Consider the following 19,910-nt stretch of genomic DNA (forward strand, 5'->3'; position numbering starts at 1 on the left):
GGGCTTAGTTAAGACCTACTTTTACCCAACCTGCTGTCCAGTCTGTTTGCGCATCCATTGCACCGATGTAATCTACTTGGTCGAAGAAGCTATTTAGGCTTGAAGCATCGAAACCGCTACCAAGTAGTGCTGATTCAGCACTTGGTTGATAACCGTTAGAGCTTAGGCCTAACATTGCTGCGTCCATGATAGAGTTACCTTCTTGGCCTTCGAACCAAGATTGAACATTACCCGTACCAATTGCTTGGCTTGAGAAGTTGTTATCTGTTGCACATACAACTACTGAGTGGCTGATAGTAAGTGAACCATCTTCAGCGCGAGGTGCTGAATCTGCGCCAACTCGTAAGCAGTTTTTATAACCTTCACCACCTGTTACTACTACGTTTTTCAGCATACCCGCAGTACCTGCACGTAAACGGATACCGTTTACACCATCTGCACCGATGATAGTTACGTTAGAGATAGTAGGTGTAGTTAAAGGTGAAGCATTTGAATCAAACTCTGAGTTATCAGCTTCAATTGCATTGTCACCTTCAGATGAAGACTGCTTGATTAATACGTATTGTGCATTACCAGTCCAACCGAATGACCAATCTAGCGAGTCATCACCAATGTTTGTTAGTACTAAGTGGCTGATGCTTGCAGTACCACCGAAGAACTCAACACCGTCATCAAGGTTTTCGTGAACGTGGATATAATCAAGTTCAGTTTGGCTACCAACACCTGCAAGTGAAATGCCGTTAAGTTCATCACCGTTACCTAGTGTTTTACCTGCTTGTTTTACAACAACATACTTAAGTGTACCTGAGTTATCTTCTGGTTGGTTACCACCGAATTGACCAGCATCACCTTCTGCAGCAACACCACAGTTTGCTAGTTCATCAGCCGTTGTTTCACCCACTTGGTCACCACAAGAGTTAGCTGGTGCGTTACCAAGAAGCACTACACCACCCCATTGACCAATGCCTGTTTCAGCACCTGTCATATCTTGAATTGATGTCATAACGATTGGTTGAGTTGCAGTACCTACCGCTTCAATCTTAGAGTCACGACGAACAACTAAGAAGTCATCACCACTTTCACCGATTAATGTTGTACCAAATTGAACATAAAGCGTTGCACTATCAGTACGGTCACCACCTACTGCCGTGCGGCCTTTCAGGATCCAGTGAGCATCGTTAGTTAATGTCACGTCAGATGTGAAAACAACATCTTGCGCTAGTTGATACACTGGCTTATCGGTAATTTGTGGGAAGCTTGCAGAAACATCAGTCGCTAGACCTTGTTCCATTGCGTTACCGATATCTGTAGGGAAGCTAGGGTTAACAGCAACTGTCCAACCTTCCATCCAGTTATTGTCACCGTCAAATGCACCAATATAGCTTGTTTTAGTGAAGAATGGGTCAAGGTCTGACGCATCAACACCTGCACCTAATAGCGGCGAGCTTGATTTAGGTGTGAAACCATCTGTAGCAAGGTTTAATGTCGCTGCAGTAAGTGTTTGGTTACCAGTTTGACCTTCGAACCAAGATTGAACATTACCAGAACCGATTGCTTCAGAACCGAAGTTATTGTCTGCACTACATGCTACCACTGAGTTCTCGATAGAAAGCTCACCAGATTCAGCATTTGCTACAGAGTCAGAACCTACACGTAAACAGTTTTTGTAACCTTCTGGGCCTGTCACAACCATGTTACGGATAACACCCGCTGTACCTGCACGAAGACGAACACCGTTTTTACCGTCAGCACCAACAATCGTTACGTTTGAAAGTAGTGGCTTAGTTAATGGTGTAGCGTTTGAATCGAATTCTGAGTTATCAGCTTCGATTGCATTGTCACCTTCAACAGATGATTGTTGGATATATACGTTTTGTGCACGACCAGTCCAACCAAATGACCAGTCAAACGCGTCATCACCAATATCAGTTAGTACAACGTTACGAACGTTGACAGTACCACCAAAGAACTCGATACCATCGTCAAGGTTTTGGTGAACTTGGATGTATTCAACTTTTGTTTTAGAACCAACACCTGCGAATGAAATACCATTTAGCTCATCGCCATTACCCAGTGTTTTACCTGCGTGTTTAACAACAACATAACGGATAACACCTGAGTTGTCTTCTGCATCATCACCACCGAATTGACCTGCATCACCTTCAGCTGCAACACCACAGTTTGCTAGCTCTTCAGGTGTTGTTTCGCCTTGCTGGTCACCACATGAGTTAGCAGGTGCATTACCAAGTAATACTAAACCACCCCATTGACCGATGCCTGTTTCTGCACCTGTCATATCTTGGATAGATGTCATGGTGATTGGTGCTGTAGCATTACCATTTGCGTTAATTTGCGAGCCACGACGAACAACTAAGAAGTCATCGCCTGTTTCACCGATTAATGTAGTACCTGCTTGAACATATAATGTTGCGCTATCAGTACGGTCACCACCCACTGCTGTACGACCATTTAAGATCCAGTGTGCGTCATTTGTTAATGTTACATCTGCAGTGAAGGTTGTATCTTCAGCTAAACGATATACAGGTTTATCAGTGATTTGCGGGAATTCAGATGAAACGTCTGTCGCAAGACCTTGCGCCATTGCATTTTCAATATCAGTTGGGAAACCGCCATTGATAGCAACAGTCCAACCTTCCATCCAGTTATTTGTTGCGCTAAATGCACCGATTTGACCATTCGCTAATAATGGTGAACCAGCTAAAGGCATATAACCATTATCATCTAGCATTAAATCTGCTGGTGTAAGAGTTTGGTTACCGTCTTGACCTTCAAACCATGCTTGTACAGTACCACCATTAATTGTTTCGCTACCGAAGTTATTAGCAGGTGTTTGACATGCAACAATAGAGTTTGTGATAGTCAGTGAACCGTCTTCTGCACGAGGCACTGAGTCAGAACCAACACGTAAACAGTTTTCATAGGTTGCAGGGCCTGTAACGAAAACGTTTTTCAGCATACCTGCAGTACCTGCACGTAAACGAATACCATTGTTACCTTCAGCGCCCACGATTGTTACGTTTTCAATGGTAGGGTTAGTCAGTGGTGTAGCGTTTGAATCAAACTCAGAGTTATCCGCTTCAATCGCATTGTCACCTAAGTTCGCAGCTTGTTGAATGTATACGTTTTTCGCTGTACCAGTCCAGCCAAATGACCAATCTAGTGAGTCATCACCAATGCTTGTAAGTACCACGTTACTTACGTTTACTGTACCACCAAAGAACTCGATACCATCATCTAAGTTTTCGTGTACTTGAATGTAATCAACTGTCGTTGCTGAACCAACACCGGCAAATGAGATACCGTTTAATTCATCACCATTACCCAGTGTTTTACCTGCATGTTTAACAACTAAATATTTCAATGTACCTGAGTTATCATCTGCAACGTTACCACCGAATTGACCTGCATCACCTTCAGCTGCAACACCGCAGTTTGCAAGTTCGTCTGAAGTTGCTTCACCTTGTTGGTCACCACATGAGTTTGCTGGTGCATTACCAAGAAGAACTAAACCACCCCACTGACCGATTGACGTTTCAACATTAGTTACATCTTGAATCGAAGTCATTGTGATTGGCTGGCTTACAGTACCTACTGATTCGATTTGTGAACCACGGCGTACAACTAAGAAGTCGTCACCCGATTCACCAATTAATGTAGTACCTTGTTGGATATAAAGAACAGCGTTATCAGCACGGTCATTACCTACAGCTGTACGACCATTTAAAATCCAGTGAGCATCGTTAGTTAGTGTTACATCAGCTGTGAATGTAGTGTCTGCTGATAAGCGGTAAACTGGCTTATCTGTAATCGTAGGGAATTGTGAAGAAACATCTGTTGCTAAGCCTTGTGTTAAGGCATTTTCGATGTCAGTTGGGAAACCAGTTGTTGCGTTTTGAGAATCATCACGACCTGATTGGTCGCCGCCGTTATCACCATTGTCACCACCATTATCGATGATGTTAGTGATGTTATCACCTTCGTTGACAGTGGTGTCGCCTTCTTTAACGACTAAATCACCACCACAACCAGCTAAAGAAACTGCTGCAGCTACCAAACTAACTTTGAATAAGTCAGATAATTTCATTGTTCACTCCGTTAAGATAGATATTTAATTATTGTGTTAGCGCATAAACTCAAGTCACCGAAAAAGCACTGCAAAATAATGCTTTTGGGTCACTTGAGTTTTAAACTGCGACTACCTTACGGGAGCTGTATGACAAACTAGTTACACTTTAATAAACATAAAATGACAATATTAATTATTTAAAAAAGAGTAAGTTAGTTAATTTTTGAAACGGAAAAAAGCCGCCCGAAGGCAGCTTTGGTGTTGCGATTATAAATTAGTTCTTTTGTACGCTTACCTGTTGAATACAATTTAGAGTAAAGCGGTACGTAATGTTTCGGCGTGCACTTTTTCACGCTTCACATACTTGATCCATTGCTCAGCTAAACGCTGTGACTTTTTGTGTTTTTCCGCTTGCTCAAACGCTAAAATCGAGGCATCAAAATTTTGTAAATTGTACTGCGCCATACCTAAGGCAACATACACATTTGATTCAAAATCTAAGCCGCCTTTATCTAGGGCTTTACGTGCTGCATCCGCTGCTTCTTCGTATTTTTCAAGGTTAATGCTTACCTCTGCAATACGTTGTTCGTACTGACCATGCGTAACTAAATCAGCGGCTTTTGCAAAGTACGGAAGTGACTTTTCACCCTCTTTTGCTTGTACCATCGCTTCTGCAACAAAGGCATAGTTTTTCGCTGATTTTTCAGCGACACCATCTTGCATTGCTTTACTCATCACGTTCGCCGCTTTAAAAGCCAGGCCGTTGTATAAATACACTTGTGATAATTGACGTAAATCTGATTTAGATTTCATGAAACCTTGTTGATATGCCGCTTCTAAAATCGCTAATTGCTTTTTCTCTGCGCCCGTTTCACCGTACATGCCACCTAACTGAACCCAGTACTCAGGCTTGTTGTAAAGCTTAACTAAACGCTCAAGTACCTCGACCACTTTGTCAGACTGGTTAAGTGAGTAGTACATAGCACGCTGTAAGATTAACCAGTTTTCTTTTGGCATCTCACCTTTGCTGTCGGCTTCTGCGATAGCAAGGTTAATGTTTTCAATGCCTTTTTGGTAATCTTTAAGCTGATAATATGCTTGTGATTTTAATACGTAATAAGCATCTGTTTTAGGCTTGTCGTTAATCACATCCCACTGCGCTAAATATTTGATTACCTTTTCGTAATCGCTGTTAGCCATTGCAAGTTGCGCTAAGCTAAAGGTGGTGCTTACACGTAATGTTTCTGGAATCGCATCTTCGTTTACTACTTTTTCAAACGACGCAATTGCTTTATCAAGGTCGTTCTCGTTGTAGTAAATAAAACCGTAGAAATTATGCATCATGGCAATTTCATATGAGTTCATGCTCGAAGAGCGCTCTTGAATACTATCAAGGGCTGCTAATCCTGCTTTTGCATCACCATCATCAGCTAGCTTTTGTGCTCGTGCTAATTGGCTATACACTTTTTCACGCAGTGCAGGTACGCGTTTGGTTTTTTGTTCTTCAGCGTAAGCTGTTGCCAGTGTGACACCTGGTAACATGCTAACAACGCTTGGAATTACCAGGCTGCTTGTGAAAGCAGCCGCGCAAATCACGGCAACTTTTAAAGGTTTCATAATCGCATTCCTCTTTTCTAACCGTTAATTTGGAAAGAAATTTTGTTCTGTACGCCCGCTACTTCAACAGCTTCACCGTTAACAACGCGCGGTTTATATTTAAATTTAAGTGCTGCATCCATCGCGACGCGGTCAAACAGTGATTCTGGTTCAGCTTTCACTACTTTCGGGTCACGTACTGTGCCTTGTTTAGTTACTGTAAACTCAACTATCACATAGCCTTCGATACCACGCGATAAAGCTCGGCGCGGATAAACAGGCGCTACCTTTACAATCGGTAGATATTCACCGTCACTTGATTCAAGGGCTAAACCACCGGCTAAGTTAACGTCGGCTTCAACACTGGCACCAAAGTCAAAGTTCGCATTGCTCGCGTTAGGATCACTGTTTTGCATTTGCGGTGATTCCATTGGCGGAGGTGGCTCTTTTGGCGTTGGTGGCTTTTGCGGTTTACGTTCTTTCTTTTGCACTGTCTCTTCTTTTTTCAGACGAACAAAATCAAGTACGTTTCCTTTTACGGGCTCAGACATGGCCCCTTCACCACCGGTGATCAGTGCCTGCATGCCTAAAAACAGCATAACAGTCACGATACCCGCGATGATTAATGCAACTATATAACGCATCGCTCACATTCCTTATGATGCTTCTTGCGCAGCAATCGACACATCAAATGCGCCTGCAGCTCGCGATGCATCCATTACTTTGATAAGTACATCGGTTGTGGCTTTCTTATCAGCTTGAATAACCACGCTACCTTGTGGGTTTTCAGCTTTTAAGCGCTCGATATTTGCTTGTACTGCACGAATATCTACTTGGCGTTTGTTGATCCAAATTTCACCTTTGTCAGAAATAGCAACTAAGATGTTGGCACGCTCTTTTTTCACTGCCGTTGCCGCTTCAGGGCGGTTTACATCAATACCGGCTTCTTTTACGAATGATGCTGTTACGATAAAGAAGATAAGCATGATGAAAACAACGTCTAGCATTGGCGTCATGTTGATTTCTTCTGCGTCGTCTTCTTGAAATAAGTTACCTAGTGGCGCTCTCATTGTTAGTCTCCTAGTGGGTGATGCTCACATCACCCTAAAATTCGTTTAGTGGTCTAAGACCATGTTGTCTTCAAGTAATTGCACTTCGCGTTTTGCACGACGTTGTAAGAACGTTGATGCGAAAACCCCAGAAAGTGCACCCACCATACCGGCCATTGTTGGGATAGTGGCTTTAGACACCCCTGATGCCATCGAACGTGCACTGCCTGTGCCTGTAATTGCCATTACATCAAATACTTCGATCATTCCGGTTACTGTACCTAACAGACCTAAAAGTGGACATAACGCAACCATTACGTTGATTAGCGCAAGGTTATTATTTAGTTGCATGCCAGCGCGTGAAATCATCGCTTGGCGAATTTGCTCTGCGTTCCAGCTGTTACGCTCTGCTCTATTGCTCCAAGTGCTTTTTACGTCTTTCTTGTAGCGTTTAAAGCCACCAAAGAAATACATAAAACGCTCAAGTATCAATAACCACATCGCGAAGATGAGGACCCCGATGACCAAGAGAACTTGGCCACCTGTGTCGAGGAAATCACGTAGAGCATTGATTGCATCAATCAATAGCACCATGATTTATGCTCCTTTCTCGCTTCGCTCTGCGATGATACCTGCGCTTTGCTCTTGTAAAATCAACAGCATGTTTTTAGAACGCGTGTTAAGAAGTGTGTATAAGAATACTGTTGGGATAGCCACAACTAGACCAAGTACCGTTGTTACAAGTGCCTGAGAAATACCACCCGCCATTAGTTTTGGGTCACCTGTACCGAACAAGGTAATTGCTTGGAAGGTGTTAATCATACCGGTTACCGTACCTAGTAGACCAAGTAGCGGTGCTACCACAGAGATAATTTTAATTAGCGTCAGGTTACGAGTAATTTTTGGCATTTCACGAATGATTGCTTCGCTTAATTTAAGCTCAAGCGTGTCGTACGCTACATCTGGGTACTGATCTTTTACTTTCATTACGCGACCAAGTGGGTTGTCATCACGTGCCACGGTGTCTTTAAGCTGACGACGGATTTTGCTACCCATAATCATCAGAGATACAAAACGCTCAAGTGCGATTAGTAAAGCGATTAAGCCAACACCTAAGATGATGTAACCAACCGTACCACCTTGATGAACCTGCTCTTCAGTATCTGGTGCTTGTACTAAAAGACCTAAGATTGAACCGCCTGTAGGGTCAAGCGCGAACGGTACAACACCTGAGTTTGCTTGCTGTAAATCAGCTGCAGTTGCTGTGTAACGGCTGCTAGGCTGACGTGTAAGCTGGCTGATTGTGTTCGTAGCTGGTGTGTACTCTAGGTATTTACCATCTGCGATTAAGTTAAATGCACCAACACGTACCACTTCTTTTTGTGCCTTGCTGCCACCTTCAACGATGACATCAGTTGTAAAGCGAGATACTTTACCTTGCTCAGTCATTTCGCGTTGTAATTCAAACCATACTTTTTCGATATCATCGATAGAAGCAAGCTTTGACGTTGAACCCATTTTTTGTGCAAGTTCATCCATGAAGTTACTACGACCAGGAAGCTCTGCAGAAACAACTGACGTCATGAATTTATTGCTTGAATCACCCGCTACTTGTTGTAACACACCGAATAGCTCTTTAAGTGAGCCCATGCGGTTTGAAAGTGTGTCTGTTAAGTTAGCTAGCTTTACTTCGTTTTCTTCAAACTGAGTTTCTAAACGCTCTGATTCGTTGAGCATTGCAGTACGTTTTGTTTGTGTATCTTTAAGCATTTGTACTTGTTCGTTTTGACGCGCCACGAACTCCTGCTCACGTTGCTTATTCTCAACGCTTTGCTGTGCTTTACCTTGCTCTAATGTTTTTAGTAATGAGTCTAAATCCATTGGCTCAGCCGCTAGGCTGCTACCAGCAAAACCAAGGCCAGCTGCAAACACGGCCATTTTTGTCATTTTCGTTAATAATTTCATCTCAAACCTCTTATTCAGCAGCGTGGACTGGCAGTGTTAACATATCTGGGGCAAGTTGCTTACGTGCAATGCGTAAACCTTTATTGATTTGGCTGATTGCAGAATCTGGTAATTCAACAAATGATTTTGTTTCTTTATCCCAGCTACCTGCTTTTTTGCCGTCGCGTGTTAAATAAATAAGTTCTAAACGACCGATGCGTAAGAAATCCACTTCGCGCTCTTGACCATCTACATTCAGTAATGATGTGTACGCTTCGATAGTGCGACCGTAATCCACTTCTACTTGGTAAGCTTCAAGTAAGCGGCGGAATTTTTCACTTGAATTGATGTCTGCGCGGTCCATCATTTCTTTTAATGATGCAATACGCTTGCTACGTTCTTCAGTTAAGAAAGGCACGTCTAGTGCAACGAATTGCTCAAGACCTGTTATCATGCGCATCATTAACGGCGTAATTTGACGCTCGATAACCGATACCTGATCCATTGACTCGTTTAACGCGTCCATTTCAGCAATTTGGTTGTTTAATTGCTTAGTAAGTTGCGCGTTATAAACAGTTAAGCCATCAATTTCTTTATTAAGGGCTTTGAATTGTTGTAAACGACCTTGCATTGAATCTGCAATCTTGTCGATTTTAGTTTGTGATTGCGCTGCAGATTTGTTTATCTCGCTGCTTTTATCAATTACTTTATCTAGATCGTTTGCATGTACTGCTGCAGATGCCGCTACAATACCTGCTAAAATCAGTGGTTTAACGCCTTTCATCGCATACACCTTTACTCGTTAAGTTAGCTTAATTTGCTAGTTGGGTTGTTTTATTGTGCGAAAGGATAACGATGAAAAATGACAAGCATGTTGCGCAAAAAATACAAAAATATGACAGCTGTAACAATTAGTTTATATTGCGCAAAGATAAGGCAAAAGTTGCAGGGTTTCAGGAACTAAATATGGGATGTTATTAGCTGATAAGTGCTTTGCCAGTCTTGGTAATTAACAGGAATAGCAATATAGAGTCCTTGATTTTCAAGGACTAAAGACGGAAAGCCTTGGATAGGTAAGCTTCTCGCTTGGTTTATTTCGTCCATAAGTAATGAATTTATTTTTTCACTTTCAATTTCGTGAATAAATGCGTTTTTTTCTAACCCAATTTGCTCAGCAAGGCTTGCAAGGGTGCTGATGTCCGATGGATTATGTGCATTTAAGTAGTAGGCTTTTTGAATGGCATAGAGCATCTCGTGCTCTTTATTGTACTGCCTTGCAACAAGCACTGCACGACATGCTGGATAAGTAGAGCGGCGTGGTTGCGCGGTATGCCAAAACTCATGATTAAATAGCGTGCCAAGTTGCCGCTCAATACGCTGCCATGTTTGCTGTAAAAACTGCTGCATCTCTTTTGGCATGGGCTCATCTGAATCAGGCGCGAGGCCACCCACTTTATATTCAATAGCCAGTTTATCGCCAAGGGCCGCTTTTAGTTTTAACCAGGTTTCTCTGTAGCCCCAACACCAACTACACATTGGGTCGTATACATAAATTAGCTTTGCCATTTAGCTTATCTCAGTTAGATCAGAGACCACTACATTACGCCCTTTTGCTTTGGCTTTATAGAGGTTGTCGTCAGCTTGTTTAATCGCTTTACTAAATTGGCTGCCTCGTTCGAGGCTGGCAATACCAATACTACACGTAATAGTCACAGACTGCCCCACATCATAAGGGATCTGTTTCTCGGCAACATAACTACGCAGCTTTTCAGCCACTGCATGGGCAATGTTAAGCCCTGCTTTTGGCAGCAAAATAATAAACTCTTCACCGCCATAACGGGCTTTTATATCTGTACCACGTAATTTATCGTGCAGCATAGAGGTAAAGGCTATTAATGCCTGATCGCCAAAATCATGACCATAGCTGTCATTAAGAGATTTAAAGTTATCTAAATCTATTAATAATACCGACATAGGTAAGTAGTTTGCCGCTTCAGCTTCAAGGCGCGGCTGAATATGTTCATAAATGTAACGACGATTAGCAAGACCTGTGAGTGGGTCGGTTAATGCATCGCGTTTTTCTATTAAAGTGATGTCAGCAATTTTTTGGTGGCTTTTTTGCCTAAAGTATTCACTAATTGCAGAGAATAAAATCACCATAGTGAAAGAGGCTAAAAAGCGTGAAGTTTCAACTTGCCCGTAATGCGCTTGGCCAAAGTTGGGGCTAAACAGCAGTGCAACTGCACTAGCGTACATAATCCCAACCAACACACTGCCCACTTTTAACCCTAAGGTGACATAAGCCACAATGGGATAAAACATAAGCCAATATAAAGCGGTGTTTTCTTTGCCGCCGGTGTACACCAAGGCCACGCAAAGCAGCAAAATAATCGATAAAATAATGCAGCTTACAGAGACTAAAGCACCAGTGCGAAAGTAATAGAGCATGCACAGCACAATAGTTATATCGCTCACCACTAACATAATAGTGAGCGGTAAGGCGTAAATTTGATAGTTAGATAACACTAACGAGGTAATTAATACGATGGCAAAAAAAGCCATGGTAAATAGCGTGAAGGCACGGCGCTGTTTATCCGCCGTGTCAACACTGTTTAAGGTAATGGCATTAAGCCAATTTTGATCCAAAATTGCAGTCTCTTAACAACTAAACTTTAAATTTAAGTACCAATTGTTCAAGCTCATAGAACTGGGCTTTTAATTTAGTGCACTCGCTCAAGGTGTTATTAAGATTACTTTGACCTTGAGTAGACAGCTCACTAATTGAGTGTATGTCACTGTCTAAGCTTTGAATTACTTGGTTTTGCTCAGTTGTGGCATTTGCAACACTGTGGTTCACTTCATCGATTGACTCAATAGCACGGGTAACCTCAGCCATTTTATCGCCCGCTATATGAGCTTGTTCAACACTCTTTTCACTATCGCGAATACTGGTTGTCATTACCTCCACCGCAGACGCAGAGCCTTGTTGTAACTGAGAAATAGTGTCTTCGATTTCTTGTGTTGATTGCTGGGTACGGTGCGCAAGTTGACGTACTTCATCTGCTACAACCGCAAAGCCACGACCTGCTTCACCCGCACGGGCCGCCTCAATAGCTGCATTAAGGGCTAGTAAGTTAGTTTGCTCACTAACACCTTTGATCACTTCAAGTATTTGACCGATGCTTACGGTGTGCGCATCTAAACTATTAATGGTTTTTTGTGCCTCCTCCATATTGCGAGACAAGGCATTAATTGCTGTTAAGTTATCAGCTAATGCAGATTGGCTTTGTAATGATTGGCTATTCGCACTCGTAGCTAAGGATGACGCATGACTTGCACTGTTTGAGATTTCTACTGCGCTTGATGTCAGCTCGTTAATAGCTGTGGCAACGTTATCTGTACGCTTTGTTTGATCAGCATACATGGCTAATGTGCCTTGAGTTTGGTTAACTAAACTCTCAACTAAACGCTCAAGCTCAACGGTGGTATTTTTAACTTGTTCAATTGATGTATGAATTTTCTCGATAAACGCATTAAAGTAATGGCTTAGCTCGCCAAACTCATCATTATTTTCAACCTCAAGACGACGGGTTAAATCACCCTCTCCTTGCGCAATATCTTTAATTGCATCGTTTAAGCGCTGCATTGGGCGCATTAAATAACGAAGCAAAAATTGCATCATTAATACAATCGCGACAATACCCATTAGCATGTAAATAGCCGCCATATTTCTAAATGAGGCAACCGATGAATAAGCAATTTCTTCGTTGATCACCACACCTAAATACCAATCAACGTTTTGAATTCCTTTGATTTTGGTGAATGACACTAATTTGTCTAAACCACCTACTTGTACTTCTACAAACTCAGATTGTAACGACAGGCTCTTGCCAAATAAATCACGCATGTTTTTGTCATTAAATTTAGTTTCTGGATGGCTTAAAATGCGGCCTTCACTATCTAGCAAAAAGCCATAACCAAACCCTAGAAAGTCAATTTCGTTGACGATTTTTGTTATGGTTTTCATGTCGATGTCAGCACCCGCAACACCGCTAAACACACCGTTAGCTTGCATTGGCGCTACGGCCGAAATAGTTAGTTCATTGGTGGTTACATCAATATAAGGCGCCGTAAATGCTGTGTTCGTTTTGTTTTCTACAAGTTTGTACCACGGGCGTGTTGTAGCATCGTAATCCGGTGGTAAAACAACCGATTGGTCATTCAATACAAAGGTGCCGTCAGTGATACCGATGTAGGTGTTTTTAAAACCACCGGCTTTGTCAGCAGTATTGAGCTGTGTGAGCGTAAGCTCTTTGCTATCACCAAGTTGATAGGTATCAGCAACAGACGAAACAATCGCTAATTTAGCATTTAACCAGTTAGCTATGTTTTGCGACACTGATTGAGAAATCTCTTGAAGAACGAGCGAGAGCTGCTCCTGCGTTTGGCTGCGCATAGAGATGAAGTTATTAATCGTGAATAAACCGAGCACTATCACTAAAACCAGTGATGCAGCCACAGTTACCTTGGTGGTAAATTTAAGAGTGCTTTGCATGACAAACCTGTTTGTTATTTTTTTCGTTGTTAGCCTCTTTATATTTAACAAATTTAAAGCTCTTTGTCTTATAAAATTAAGCTAAAACTAGAAAAACGTTCCTTTTATTAAAGTACGCTTTCTTTGAAAATCAATTACTTTGTTAACGGCAGCACATTCAACTTCTTAAGTCGCATTGATAATAAAGCAGCAAAAACCAATTGGAACGTTCCTATAAATTATTACTTAAACTGCCCCTGAATACGTATTCATTAAATCATTTTGTCATCTAGTTTTGTTGGCTCTAGCAAAAAATGGCACAAAAAAACCCCGCAACTCAGTGCGGGGTTTTATTAATCGTGATTTTTAGCCGATGCGTTTTTTCCAGCTATCAGCTAAGCGAACGACGTTTAAGCCGTACCAAGCGATAAATGCATAACAGATCACTGGTACAAAGAAGCTTTGTTGAATACTAACAGTATCTGCAACTACACCTTGCAGTAACGGTACTAATGCACCACCAACGATAGCTAAACATAACCAACCCGACCCTTTACTGGTCAGTGATCCTAAGCTTTCGATAGCAACTGAGAAAATCGTTGGGAACATGATTGAGTTAAATAAACCAATCGCAAGTACTGAGTAAAGCGCAACATTACCTTCTGTGAAAATAGTCACTAACAGTAATACAATAACCATCATGGCATTAAAGAATAACGCTTTTGAAGGCGCAATCTTCTGCAGTGCTGCAGAGCCAATGAATCGACCCACCATTGCACCGCCCCAGTAATAAGCAATTAGGCTTGCAGCCGCATGCTCTTCAAGGCCAGCAATGTGTGCTTCGCCAAAGTAGTTTACTAAGAAGCTACCAATTGAAACCTCTGCACCTACATAACAGAAAATACCTACAACACCCATCATTAGATGAGGCGCTTCGGCAAGGCTGTGGCCTTTCGCTTTGCAGTCTTGCTCTTCTGAGTGCTCAGAAATTACCGGTAATTTAAAGAAGGCAAATACCACAGCTATGGTCAGTAGTGCTGCAGCAAGCATAAGGTAAGGCACTTTTACAGATTCAGCAGTGGCCGCGTTGGCAGCTAGTGTGCCCGCTGTACCGAAGAATAAAATACCACCCACATATGGTCCAACTGTAGTACCAAGTGAGTTAAGTGCTTGAGCTAAATTTAAACGTGACGACGCCGTTTTTTCAGGACCTAATGCCACAACATACGGGTTAGCAGATACCTGTAATACGGTAATACCTGATGCTAAAACAAATAACGCACCTAAGAATAACCAATATTCATGCACAACAACTGCTGGGTAAAATAACATACAGCCAATTGATGCCACGACTAAGCCTGTTAGCACACCATTTTTATAGCCCAGTTTTTTAACCAACATGCCCGCTGGTAGCGAAACAATAAAGTAAGCACCAAAGAAACAAAACTGAACCAGCATTGCCTCTGTATAGGTTAAATCGAACACCCCTTTTAAGCGCGGGATCAACACGTCATTTAAAACTGTAATGAAACCCCATAAAAAGAACAGGGTTGTCATTGCCGTCAGTGGTAGCAGGTAGTTTTTATTTTGCTGCGAACCATCGGCGACAAACGATTGGTTTGTATTTATTTCACTCACGTGGTTTTCACTCCGTTAACAAGTTACCTTTGATTCTACACATTGAAGTAAAAATAGCACAAAGATTTACTAGGAACGTTCCAATATTTTTATTTCCTGCTATAGTTGCTAGATATAAACAGATTTATTGATAGACCATGGCAACAGTTGACTTTAAAAGCCCTGATTTTCTTAAGCAGCATATCCAAGATACCCTTGCTTTTTATCACCCCCATTGTGTTGACCATTCAGCTCATGGTTTAGCTGGCTTTTATCAGTTCTTTAAAAATAATGGCGCGGTTTACGATAAACACACTCGCCATTTAGTCTCGAGTACACGCTTTGTTTTTAATTACGCGATGGCGTATATCGAGTTTAAAGATCCAGAATATTTAAGCCTCACTAAACATGGTTTAGCCCACCTTGAACATGCGCATAAACAAGCATCTGGTGGTTATGCTTGGCTTATTGAGCAAGGTGATAACGGCGCAGTCACTGTGTTAGACGATACTAACCATTGTTATGGACTCGCTTTTGTAATGCTTGCAAACGCGGTTGCTTTAAAAGCAGGGGTGAACGACTGCAAAAATACCATTTCGCAGGTATGGGATTTATTAGAGCAGCACTACTTTGAACCACAGCATAATGCCTATTTAGATGAGCAAAATACCGACTTTAGATGTGCAGATAACTATCGCGGCCAAAATGCCAATATGCATTTATGCGAAGCCTTACTTATGTGTTTTGAAGCAACCAACGAGACCCGTTATTTAAAACGTGCTACAGAGCTTGCCGAAACCTTTACAGTAAAACTGGCAGCCCACAGCCAGCAGTTGGTGTGGGAGCACTACGCTAAAAATTGGCAAATCGATTTAGATTACAATAAAGATGACCCGCAGCATTTATTTAGGCCTTGGGGATTTCAACCTGGTCATCAAACTGAGTGGGCAAAACTGTTACTTATTTTAAACCGCCATATTGATGAACCTTGGCTGGTGACTAGGGCTAAAAGCCTGTTTGATGAAACTCTAAGCATCGCGTGGGATCAGCAACATGGAGGCATTTTCTATGGCTTTGCACCAGATAAACAAATCTGTGATAGCGATAAATACTTTTGGGTGCAGGCCGAATCACTAGCCGCAGCTGCCCTACTCGCTGATGCCACAAATGATGAAAGCTATTGGCAATGGTACGAAAAAATTTGGCAGTACAGTTGGCAACATATGGTAGATCACCGATATGGTGCTTGGTACCGTATTTTATCAGCACAAAACCAACCATACAGTGACGAAAAATCGCCAGCAGGCAAAACCGACTACCATACTATGGGTGCCTGCTACGAAGTATTAAGAACCTTAACCTTGAGGAATGCATAATGAGTTTAGTGTGTTTTGGCGAAGCATTAATCGACTTTTTATCAGATGGTAAACAACCAGAGTCATTTACCAAATATGCAGGTGGCGCACCTGCTAATGTAGCTGTTGCAGCAGCAAAACTAGGCCTTAACACCAGCTTTTGCGGCATGTTAGGCGATGATATGTTCGGTCACTTTATTAAACAAGAACTTGACCAGCATGCGGTAAACACCCAGTACTGTACATTCACCGATGCCGCGAAAACAGCGCTGGCGTTTGTATCACTTGATGACAGTGGCGAACGCTCGTTTAGTTTTTATCGCCCACCAGCCGCTGATTTACTGTATCGCGTAGACGATTTTGACCATGCAATGTTTGCAAATCACGCCATCATGCATGTATGCAGCAACAGTTTAACTGAGCACAACATCTATCAAACAACAATTTATGCTTTAACGCAGGCGAAAAAATCCGGTGCAATTTGTAGCTTTGATATGAATCTGCGCGAAAACCTATGGCCAAGTATGCGCCATACTCTAGATAGAATGTGGCATGTTATTTCATTGGCAGATATCGTTAAACTCTCATTTGAAGAGCTTGAGTTTTTAAATCAAAAAAGCCATCAAGAAATGCCTCTTGAGCATACTATCGATGCCATTTTAAAGGCCGGTGTAACCTGTTTGCTAGTTACCAATGGCGGCGAAGCAATCAGCTTTTATCACTCAGACTTTAAAGGCCAAGTTAGCCCACCAGCAACAAAAGTAATTGATACCACAGCCGCAGGCGATGCGTTTATTGGCGGCATGCTGTCAAAGATTGGTCAGCACTGTGAAAACAAACAAAGCTTTAAAGCGTTTTGCCAAACGCCAGAGAATATCGAACAAACCATTGCTTATGCAGCTAAAGCTGGCGCTTTTGCAGTTAGCCGCTATGGTGCATTTGCGTCTTTACCAAGCGCAGCCGATTTAGCCTAGAGCTTTGTTTAGGTTGAGTAATAAGCCCAGCATTAGTAATTAATGCCGGGCTTATTCGCTATTGCTCAGCTTTACATTTATCAATAATCGGTAAATACCTAAACACCTTCATGTTTGGATCGATCACCACATGATCCCCCGCTTTTAAAGCAATGCTAATCTCGCCATTTTCAACAGAATAAGTTTGCAACGAGCCGTTTATTTGCACCGGAACTGGCATAGGGAATGGCTTACCTTGCAAAGAGTTTTTGTTCCATTTCAGCGTCAAGCTGTTAGCTGATTGAATAACATCAAGTTCAGGTAATTGAGCCTGTTTTAAATACACATCAAACAGCCAACTATAATCTTTCGCCGTTAAGCGGTTAACAATAGCAATAAACTCATCGGTATTTCGATATCGCGGTGAAATTGGATAAACCAATTGCTTAGTGTCGTTCACCCCATAGAGCAGCTCGCGGGTGGCTTGCCAAAATAACTCATCACCAATTAACCAGCGCAAGGTATGTAAAGTCCAACTGCCTTTGCCATAAATATCTGGGTTGAATGCTTGATCTGAGGTTATATCGCCATCAAGAACAATGGCTTTACAGTTTTTCAGCCCTAAATACGACTTATACATGCTGTGGTTATAGGCCGCTTCACCGAATTTATACAAACTATAACTTGGCTGCATGTAACTGCCAAAGCCTTCGTGTAGCCATGCATCGTTGAGTTTTTCATGGGTCATTAAATTACCAAACCACTCATGAGCTAACTCATGCTGTAATAACCAATCATAACCGCCTGCATCACGCTTATATTTTTTACCATAAGCATTGATCGTTTGATGTTCCATACCTAAATGCGGTGTTTCAACAAAGCCCAGTTTGTCATTCCCCCATGGGTAAGGCCCTAAAAAGCGCTCAAAAAACGCGACTTGAGAACGTAAATCCTGCTCTATTAGCATCGACGCTTGCTGTGTGTGTTTAGCAAGTGCCCAAAATTCAATCGGAACCTCAGTGCCATTAATGCTGGTATAACTGCGCTCAATACGTTGATAAGGGCCTATGTTCAGGGCAATGTTATAGTCGCTTGCAGGCACAGATAGCAGCCAATCAAATTGTTGTTTGTTTGCTCCGACTGGTTTTACGCTTTGCAATACCCCGTTGGTTACCGCACTTAAACCATTTGGTACTGTGAGCCTTATGCGCATGCTATCGGCTTTGTCAGCAAAGTGATCTTTACATGGCCAGAATAAATCACAGCCTTCGCCCTGCACTGCGGTAGCTATCCACGGCTCGCCGCTTTCTGTTTCAGCAAATACAAACCCGCCATCCCAAGGCGCGTTTTTAGCAATATGGGGATTGCCCTCATAGGCCACAGCAACACTCACTGTGCTGCCCGCAGCATATTGCTTACCTAAATCAATGTTTAGCACACCTGCATTGCGGGTATAGTTAAGTGTTTTATCGTAAGAGGTTATGGCAGTGATTAAAAATCGGCTATCAAGTTTTAGTTCAACAAATTGGCTTGCAGATAGCATTTTAAACTGCGTTTTCGACACCCCTTTAATGCGTTTATCATCAGGAAACACTTCAAGTGATAAGTCGTAAAATTGCACATCGCTTTTTAGTGCAACTGCCGATAATGGTTGACCGGTATCACCAACGCTTGGATCAAGTGGCAAAGGTTTAACGCTACAGCCAGCTAAAATGGCGGTCATAGCAATCGCTGTAGCGCTTTTAAAATATTGAGTTACCTGCAAAACATCTACTCCATGTCGTTATTATTGTTATTAAAATATGACATAGCTGAAAGATTAAAACTGCGCTTTGCGTTGAATAACAAAACGAAAATATTTCATCATCAAATCAAGGCAAAAAAGCACAGCGTTTCTATAATTAATACTGTGATTTACTTAAAAGGATTTGATTATGCTCACTTTAAAACAACCTCGTGTGTTAACGCTTTTATCTTTCGGTTTAGTATTCGCCTCACCAACTGTTTATGCCGACCAATGGCAATTTTCTGTAGAGCCTTATTTAATGGCCACTTCGATTGATGGCAGTTCGGCAATCGGCACTATAGAAGCTCCCCTTGAGGTGGAATTTGATACCATTTTAAACAACCTCGATAGCGCATTTATGCTCCATTTTGAGGGCTATCATCAATCAAACTGGGGTTTTATTGCTGACTGGGGCTATATGGATTTAAGTAAATCTCATAACGCCCCAAAACTTGGCGTGCTCAGTGCCCGGGTGCGACAAGCCGTGCTCGAATTAAGTGTTGCTTATCGTTTCTCTAGCCCTTCGATGGGTGATTGGGTTAACTATGTGGGTATTCGTCGTTGGGATAACACCTACGAATTCGATCTTGACCCTAACTTTATGTCGCAAGTGTCAGTGGTCGACAGAGATGAAGATTGGATTGATCTCATTTTTGGCTTTCACTTTAACAAACAATTAAGCGAACATTGGCAGTTAACAACCGCTGGAGATCTCGGTGGTTTTAACTTAAATGCTAAATTGACTGGCAGCTTCAAATTAGGTGCGGTGTATCAAATAAACCCGCATTGGGATCTGGGAATGAGCTATAAAACCACTTATGTAGATTACCAAACAGGCCAACGCGGAAATAAAAACTTCTTTAGTTATGATACATTTACCCACGGCCCGCAAATAAGCGTGAGCTATCAGTTTTAGTCGTTAGCCCGCTAGTAATTTGTTTCTATTTCATGGTATGTTTTTTAACTAATTAAAGAAAAAGGAATTCATC

General features: G+C 42.0%; 15 protein-coding genes. 3 read left to right on the plus strand and 12 right to left on the minus strand.

Annotation, left to right across the window (positions count from 1 at the left end; genetic code table 11):
• Positions 1 to 4: 4 nt before the first annotated feature.
• The 11 genes from P4S60_RS18705 to P4S60_RS18755 form a co-directional block, all read right to left on the minus strand.
• Complete coding sequence (locus P4S60_RS18705; protein ID WP_337117044.1) at positions 5 to 4,105, minus strand: hypothetical protein; 4,101 nt, start codon at positions 4,103 to 4,105, stop codon at positions 5 to 7.
• Positions 4,106 to 4,396: 291 nt separating this feature from the next.
• The gene (locus P4S60_RS18710; protein ID WP_337117045.1) at positions 4,397 to 5,704 is read right to left on the minus strand and encodes a tetratricopeptide repeat protein; all 1,308 of its coding nucleotides are present in this window, start codon (positions 5,702 to 5,704) and stop codon (positions 4,397 to 4,399) included.
• Positions 5,705 to 5,721: 17 nt separating this feature from the next.
• Positions 5,722 to 6,327, minus strand: a complete 606-nt coding sequence (locus P4S60_RS18715; RefSeq protein ID WP_337117046.1) for an energy transducer TonB — start codon at positions 6,325 to 6,327, stop codon at positions 5,722 to 5,724.
• 12 nt (positions 6,328 to 6,339) lie between these two features.
• Positions 6,340 to 6,753, minus strand: coding sequence for an ExbD/TolR family protein (locus P4S60_RS18720; protein WP_063707380.1), 414 nt, complete (start codon positions 6,751 to 6,753; stop codon positions 6,340 to 6,342).
• Between the two features lie 45 nt (positions 6,754 to 6,798).
• Positions 6,799 to 7,326, minus strand: a complete 528-nt coding sequence (locus P4S60_RS18725) for a MotA/TolQ/ExbB proton channel family protein (RefSeq protein ID WP_054552070.1) — start codon at positions 7,324 to 7,326, stop codon at positions 6,799 to 6,801.
• 3 nt (positions 7,327 to 7,329) lie between these two features.
• Positions 7,330 to 8,697 carry a MotA/TolQ/ExbB proton channel family protein gene (locus P4S60_RS18730; RefSeq protein WP_337117047.1) on the minus strand — a complete coding sequence of 456 codons (1,368 nt, stop codon included), beginning with the start codon at positions 8,695 to 8,697 and terminating at the stop codon, positions 7,330 to 7,332.
• A gap of 10 nt (positions 8,698 to 8,707) precedes the next feature.
• Positions 8,708 to 9,460 (minus strand): DUF3450 domain-containing protein, encoded by a 753-nt coding sequence (locus P4S60_RS18735; protein ID WP_337117048.1) that lies wholly within the window; start codon positions 9,458 to 9,460, stop codon positions 8,708 to 8,710.
• A gap of 176 nt (positions 9,461 to 9,636) precedes the next feature.
• The gene (locus P4S60_RS18740) at positions 9,637 to 10,242 is read right to left on the minus strand and encodes a DsbA family protein (protein WP_337117049.1); all 606 of its coding nucleotides are present in this window, start codon (positions 10,240 to 10,242) and stop codon (positions 9,637 to 9,639) included.
• Positions 10,243 to 11,322, minus strand: a complete 1,080-nt coding sequence (locus tag P4S60_RS18745; protein ID WP_337117050.1) for a diguanylate cyclase — start codon at positions 11,320 to 11,322, stop codon at positions 10,243 to 10,245. It abuts the gene before it with no gap.
• 19 nt (positions 11,323 to 11,341) lie between these two features.
• On the minus strand, positions 11,342 to 13,231 hold the full coding sequence (locus tag P4S60_RS18750) for a methyl-accepting chemotaxis protein (RefSeq protein ID WP_337117051.1): 1,890 nt from the start codon (positions 13,229 to 13,231) through the stop codon (positions 11,342 to 11,344).
• 345 nt (positions 13,232 to 13,576) lie between these two features.
• Positions 13,577 to 14,848: a sugar MFS transporter gene (locus tag P4S60_RS18755; protein ID WP_337117052.1), complete on the minus strand. Its 1,272-nt coding sequence runs from the start codon at positions 14,846 to 14,848 to the stop codon at positions 13,577 to 13,579.
• A 137-nt stretch (positions 14,849 to 14,985) separates the two neighbouring features.
• Between P4S60_RS18755 and P4S60_RS18760 the strand changes: the two genes are divergently transcribed.
• Entirely contained in the window at positions 14,986 to 16,203 is a 1,218-nt protein-coding gene (locus P4S60_RS18760) for an AGE family epimerase/isomerase (RefSeq protein ID WP_337117053.1), read from the plus strand.
• Positions 16,203 to 17,156 (plus strand): carbohydrate kinase family protein, encoded by a 954-nt coding sequence (locus P4S60_RS18765; RefSeq protein ID WP_337117054.1) that lies wholly within the window; start codon positions 16,203 to 16,205, stop codon positions 17,154 to 17,156. Before P4S60_RS18760 ends, P4S60_RS18765 begins: the two co-directional genes overlap by 1 nt.
• Positions 17,157 to 17,214: 58 nt before the next feature.
• Here the strand turns inward: P4S60_RS18765 and P4S60_RS18770 are convergent, their stop codons facing one another.
• The gene (locus tag P4S60_RS18770; RefSeq protein WP_337117055.1) at positions 17,215 to 18,900 is read right to left on the minus strand and encodes a M1 family metallopeptidase; all 1,686 of its coding nucleotides are present in this window, start codon (positions 18,898 to 18,900) and stop codon (positions 17,215 to 17,217) included.
• Between the two features lie 169 nt (positions 18,901 to 19,069).
• Between P4S60_RS18770 and P4S60_RS18775 the strand changes: the two genes are divergently transcribed.
• A complete protein-coding gene (locus tag P4S60_RS18775) occupies positions 19,070 to 19,837 on the plus strand; it encodes a hypothetical protein (protein WP_337117056.1) in 768 nt (255 codons plus the stop codon).
• Positions 19,838 to 19,910 lie beyond the last annotated feature (73 nt).

The sequence above is a fragment of the Pseudoalteromonas sp. Hal040 genome (assembly GCF_037162425.1).
Classification (GTDB): Bacteria; Pseudomonadota; Gammaproteobacteria; order Enterobacterales; family Alteromonadaceae; genus Pseudoalteromonas; species Pseudoalteromonas gelatinilytica.

What these genes read in the sequence shown, in the direction of transcription:
- P4S60_RS18705 (WP_337117044.1), bottom strand. Translation starts at nt 4,105, where the DNA reads ATGAAATTATCTGACTTATTCAAAGTTAGTTTGGTAGCTGCAGCAGTT.
- P4S60_RS18710 (WP_337117045.1), bottom strand. Translation starts at nt 5,704, where the DNA reads ATGAAACCTTTAAAAGTTGCCGTGATTTGCGCGGCTGCTTTCACAAGC.
- P4S60_RS18715 (WP_337117046.1), bottom strand. Translation starts at nt 6,327, where the DNA reads ATGCGTTATATAGTTGCATTAATCATCGCGGGTATCGTGACTGTTATG.
- P4S60_RS18720 (WP_063707380.1), bottom strand. Translation starts at nt 6,753, where the DNA reads ATGAGAGCGCCACTAGGTAACTTATTTCAAGAAGACGACGCAGAAGAA.
- P4S60_RS18725 (WP_054552070.1), bottom strand. Translation starts at nt 7,326, where the DNA reads ATGGTGCTATTGATTGATGCAATCAATGCTCTACGTGATTTCCTCGAC.
- P4S60_RS18730 (WP_337117047.1), bottom strand. Translation starts at nt 8,697, where the DNA reads ATGAAATTATTAACGAAAATGACAAAAATGGCCGTGTTTGCAGCTGGC.
- P4S60_RS18735 (WP_337117048.1), bottom strand. Translation starts at nt 9,460, where the DNA reads ATGAAAGGCGTTAAACCACTGATTTTAGCAGGTATTGTAGCGGCATCT.
- P4S60_RS18740 (WP_337117049.1), bottom strand. Translation starts at nt 10,242, where the DNA reads ATGGCAAAGCTAATTTATGTATACGACCCAATGTGTAGTTGGTGTTGG.
- P4S60_RS18750 (WP_337117051.1), bottom strand. Translation starts at nt 13,231, where the DNA reads ATGCAAAGCACTCTTAAATTTACCACCAAGGTAACTGTGGCTGCATCA.
- P4S60_RS18760 (WP_337117053.1), top strand. Translation starts at nt 14,986, where the DNA reads ATGGCAACAGTTGACTTTAAAAGCCCTGATTTTCTTAAGCAGCATATC.
- P4S60_RS18765 (WP_337117054.1), top strand. Translation starts at nt 16,203, where the DNA reads ATGAGTTTAGTGTGTTTTGGCGAAGCATTAATCGACTTTTTATCAGAT.
- P4S60_RS18775 (WP_337117056.1), top strand. Translation starts at nt 19,070, where the DNA reads ATGCTCACTTTAAAACAACCTCGTGTGTTAACGCTTTTATCTTTCGGT.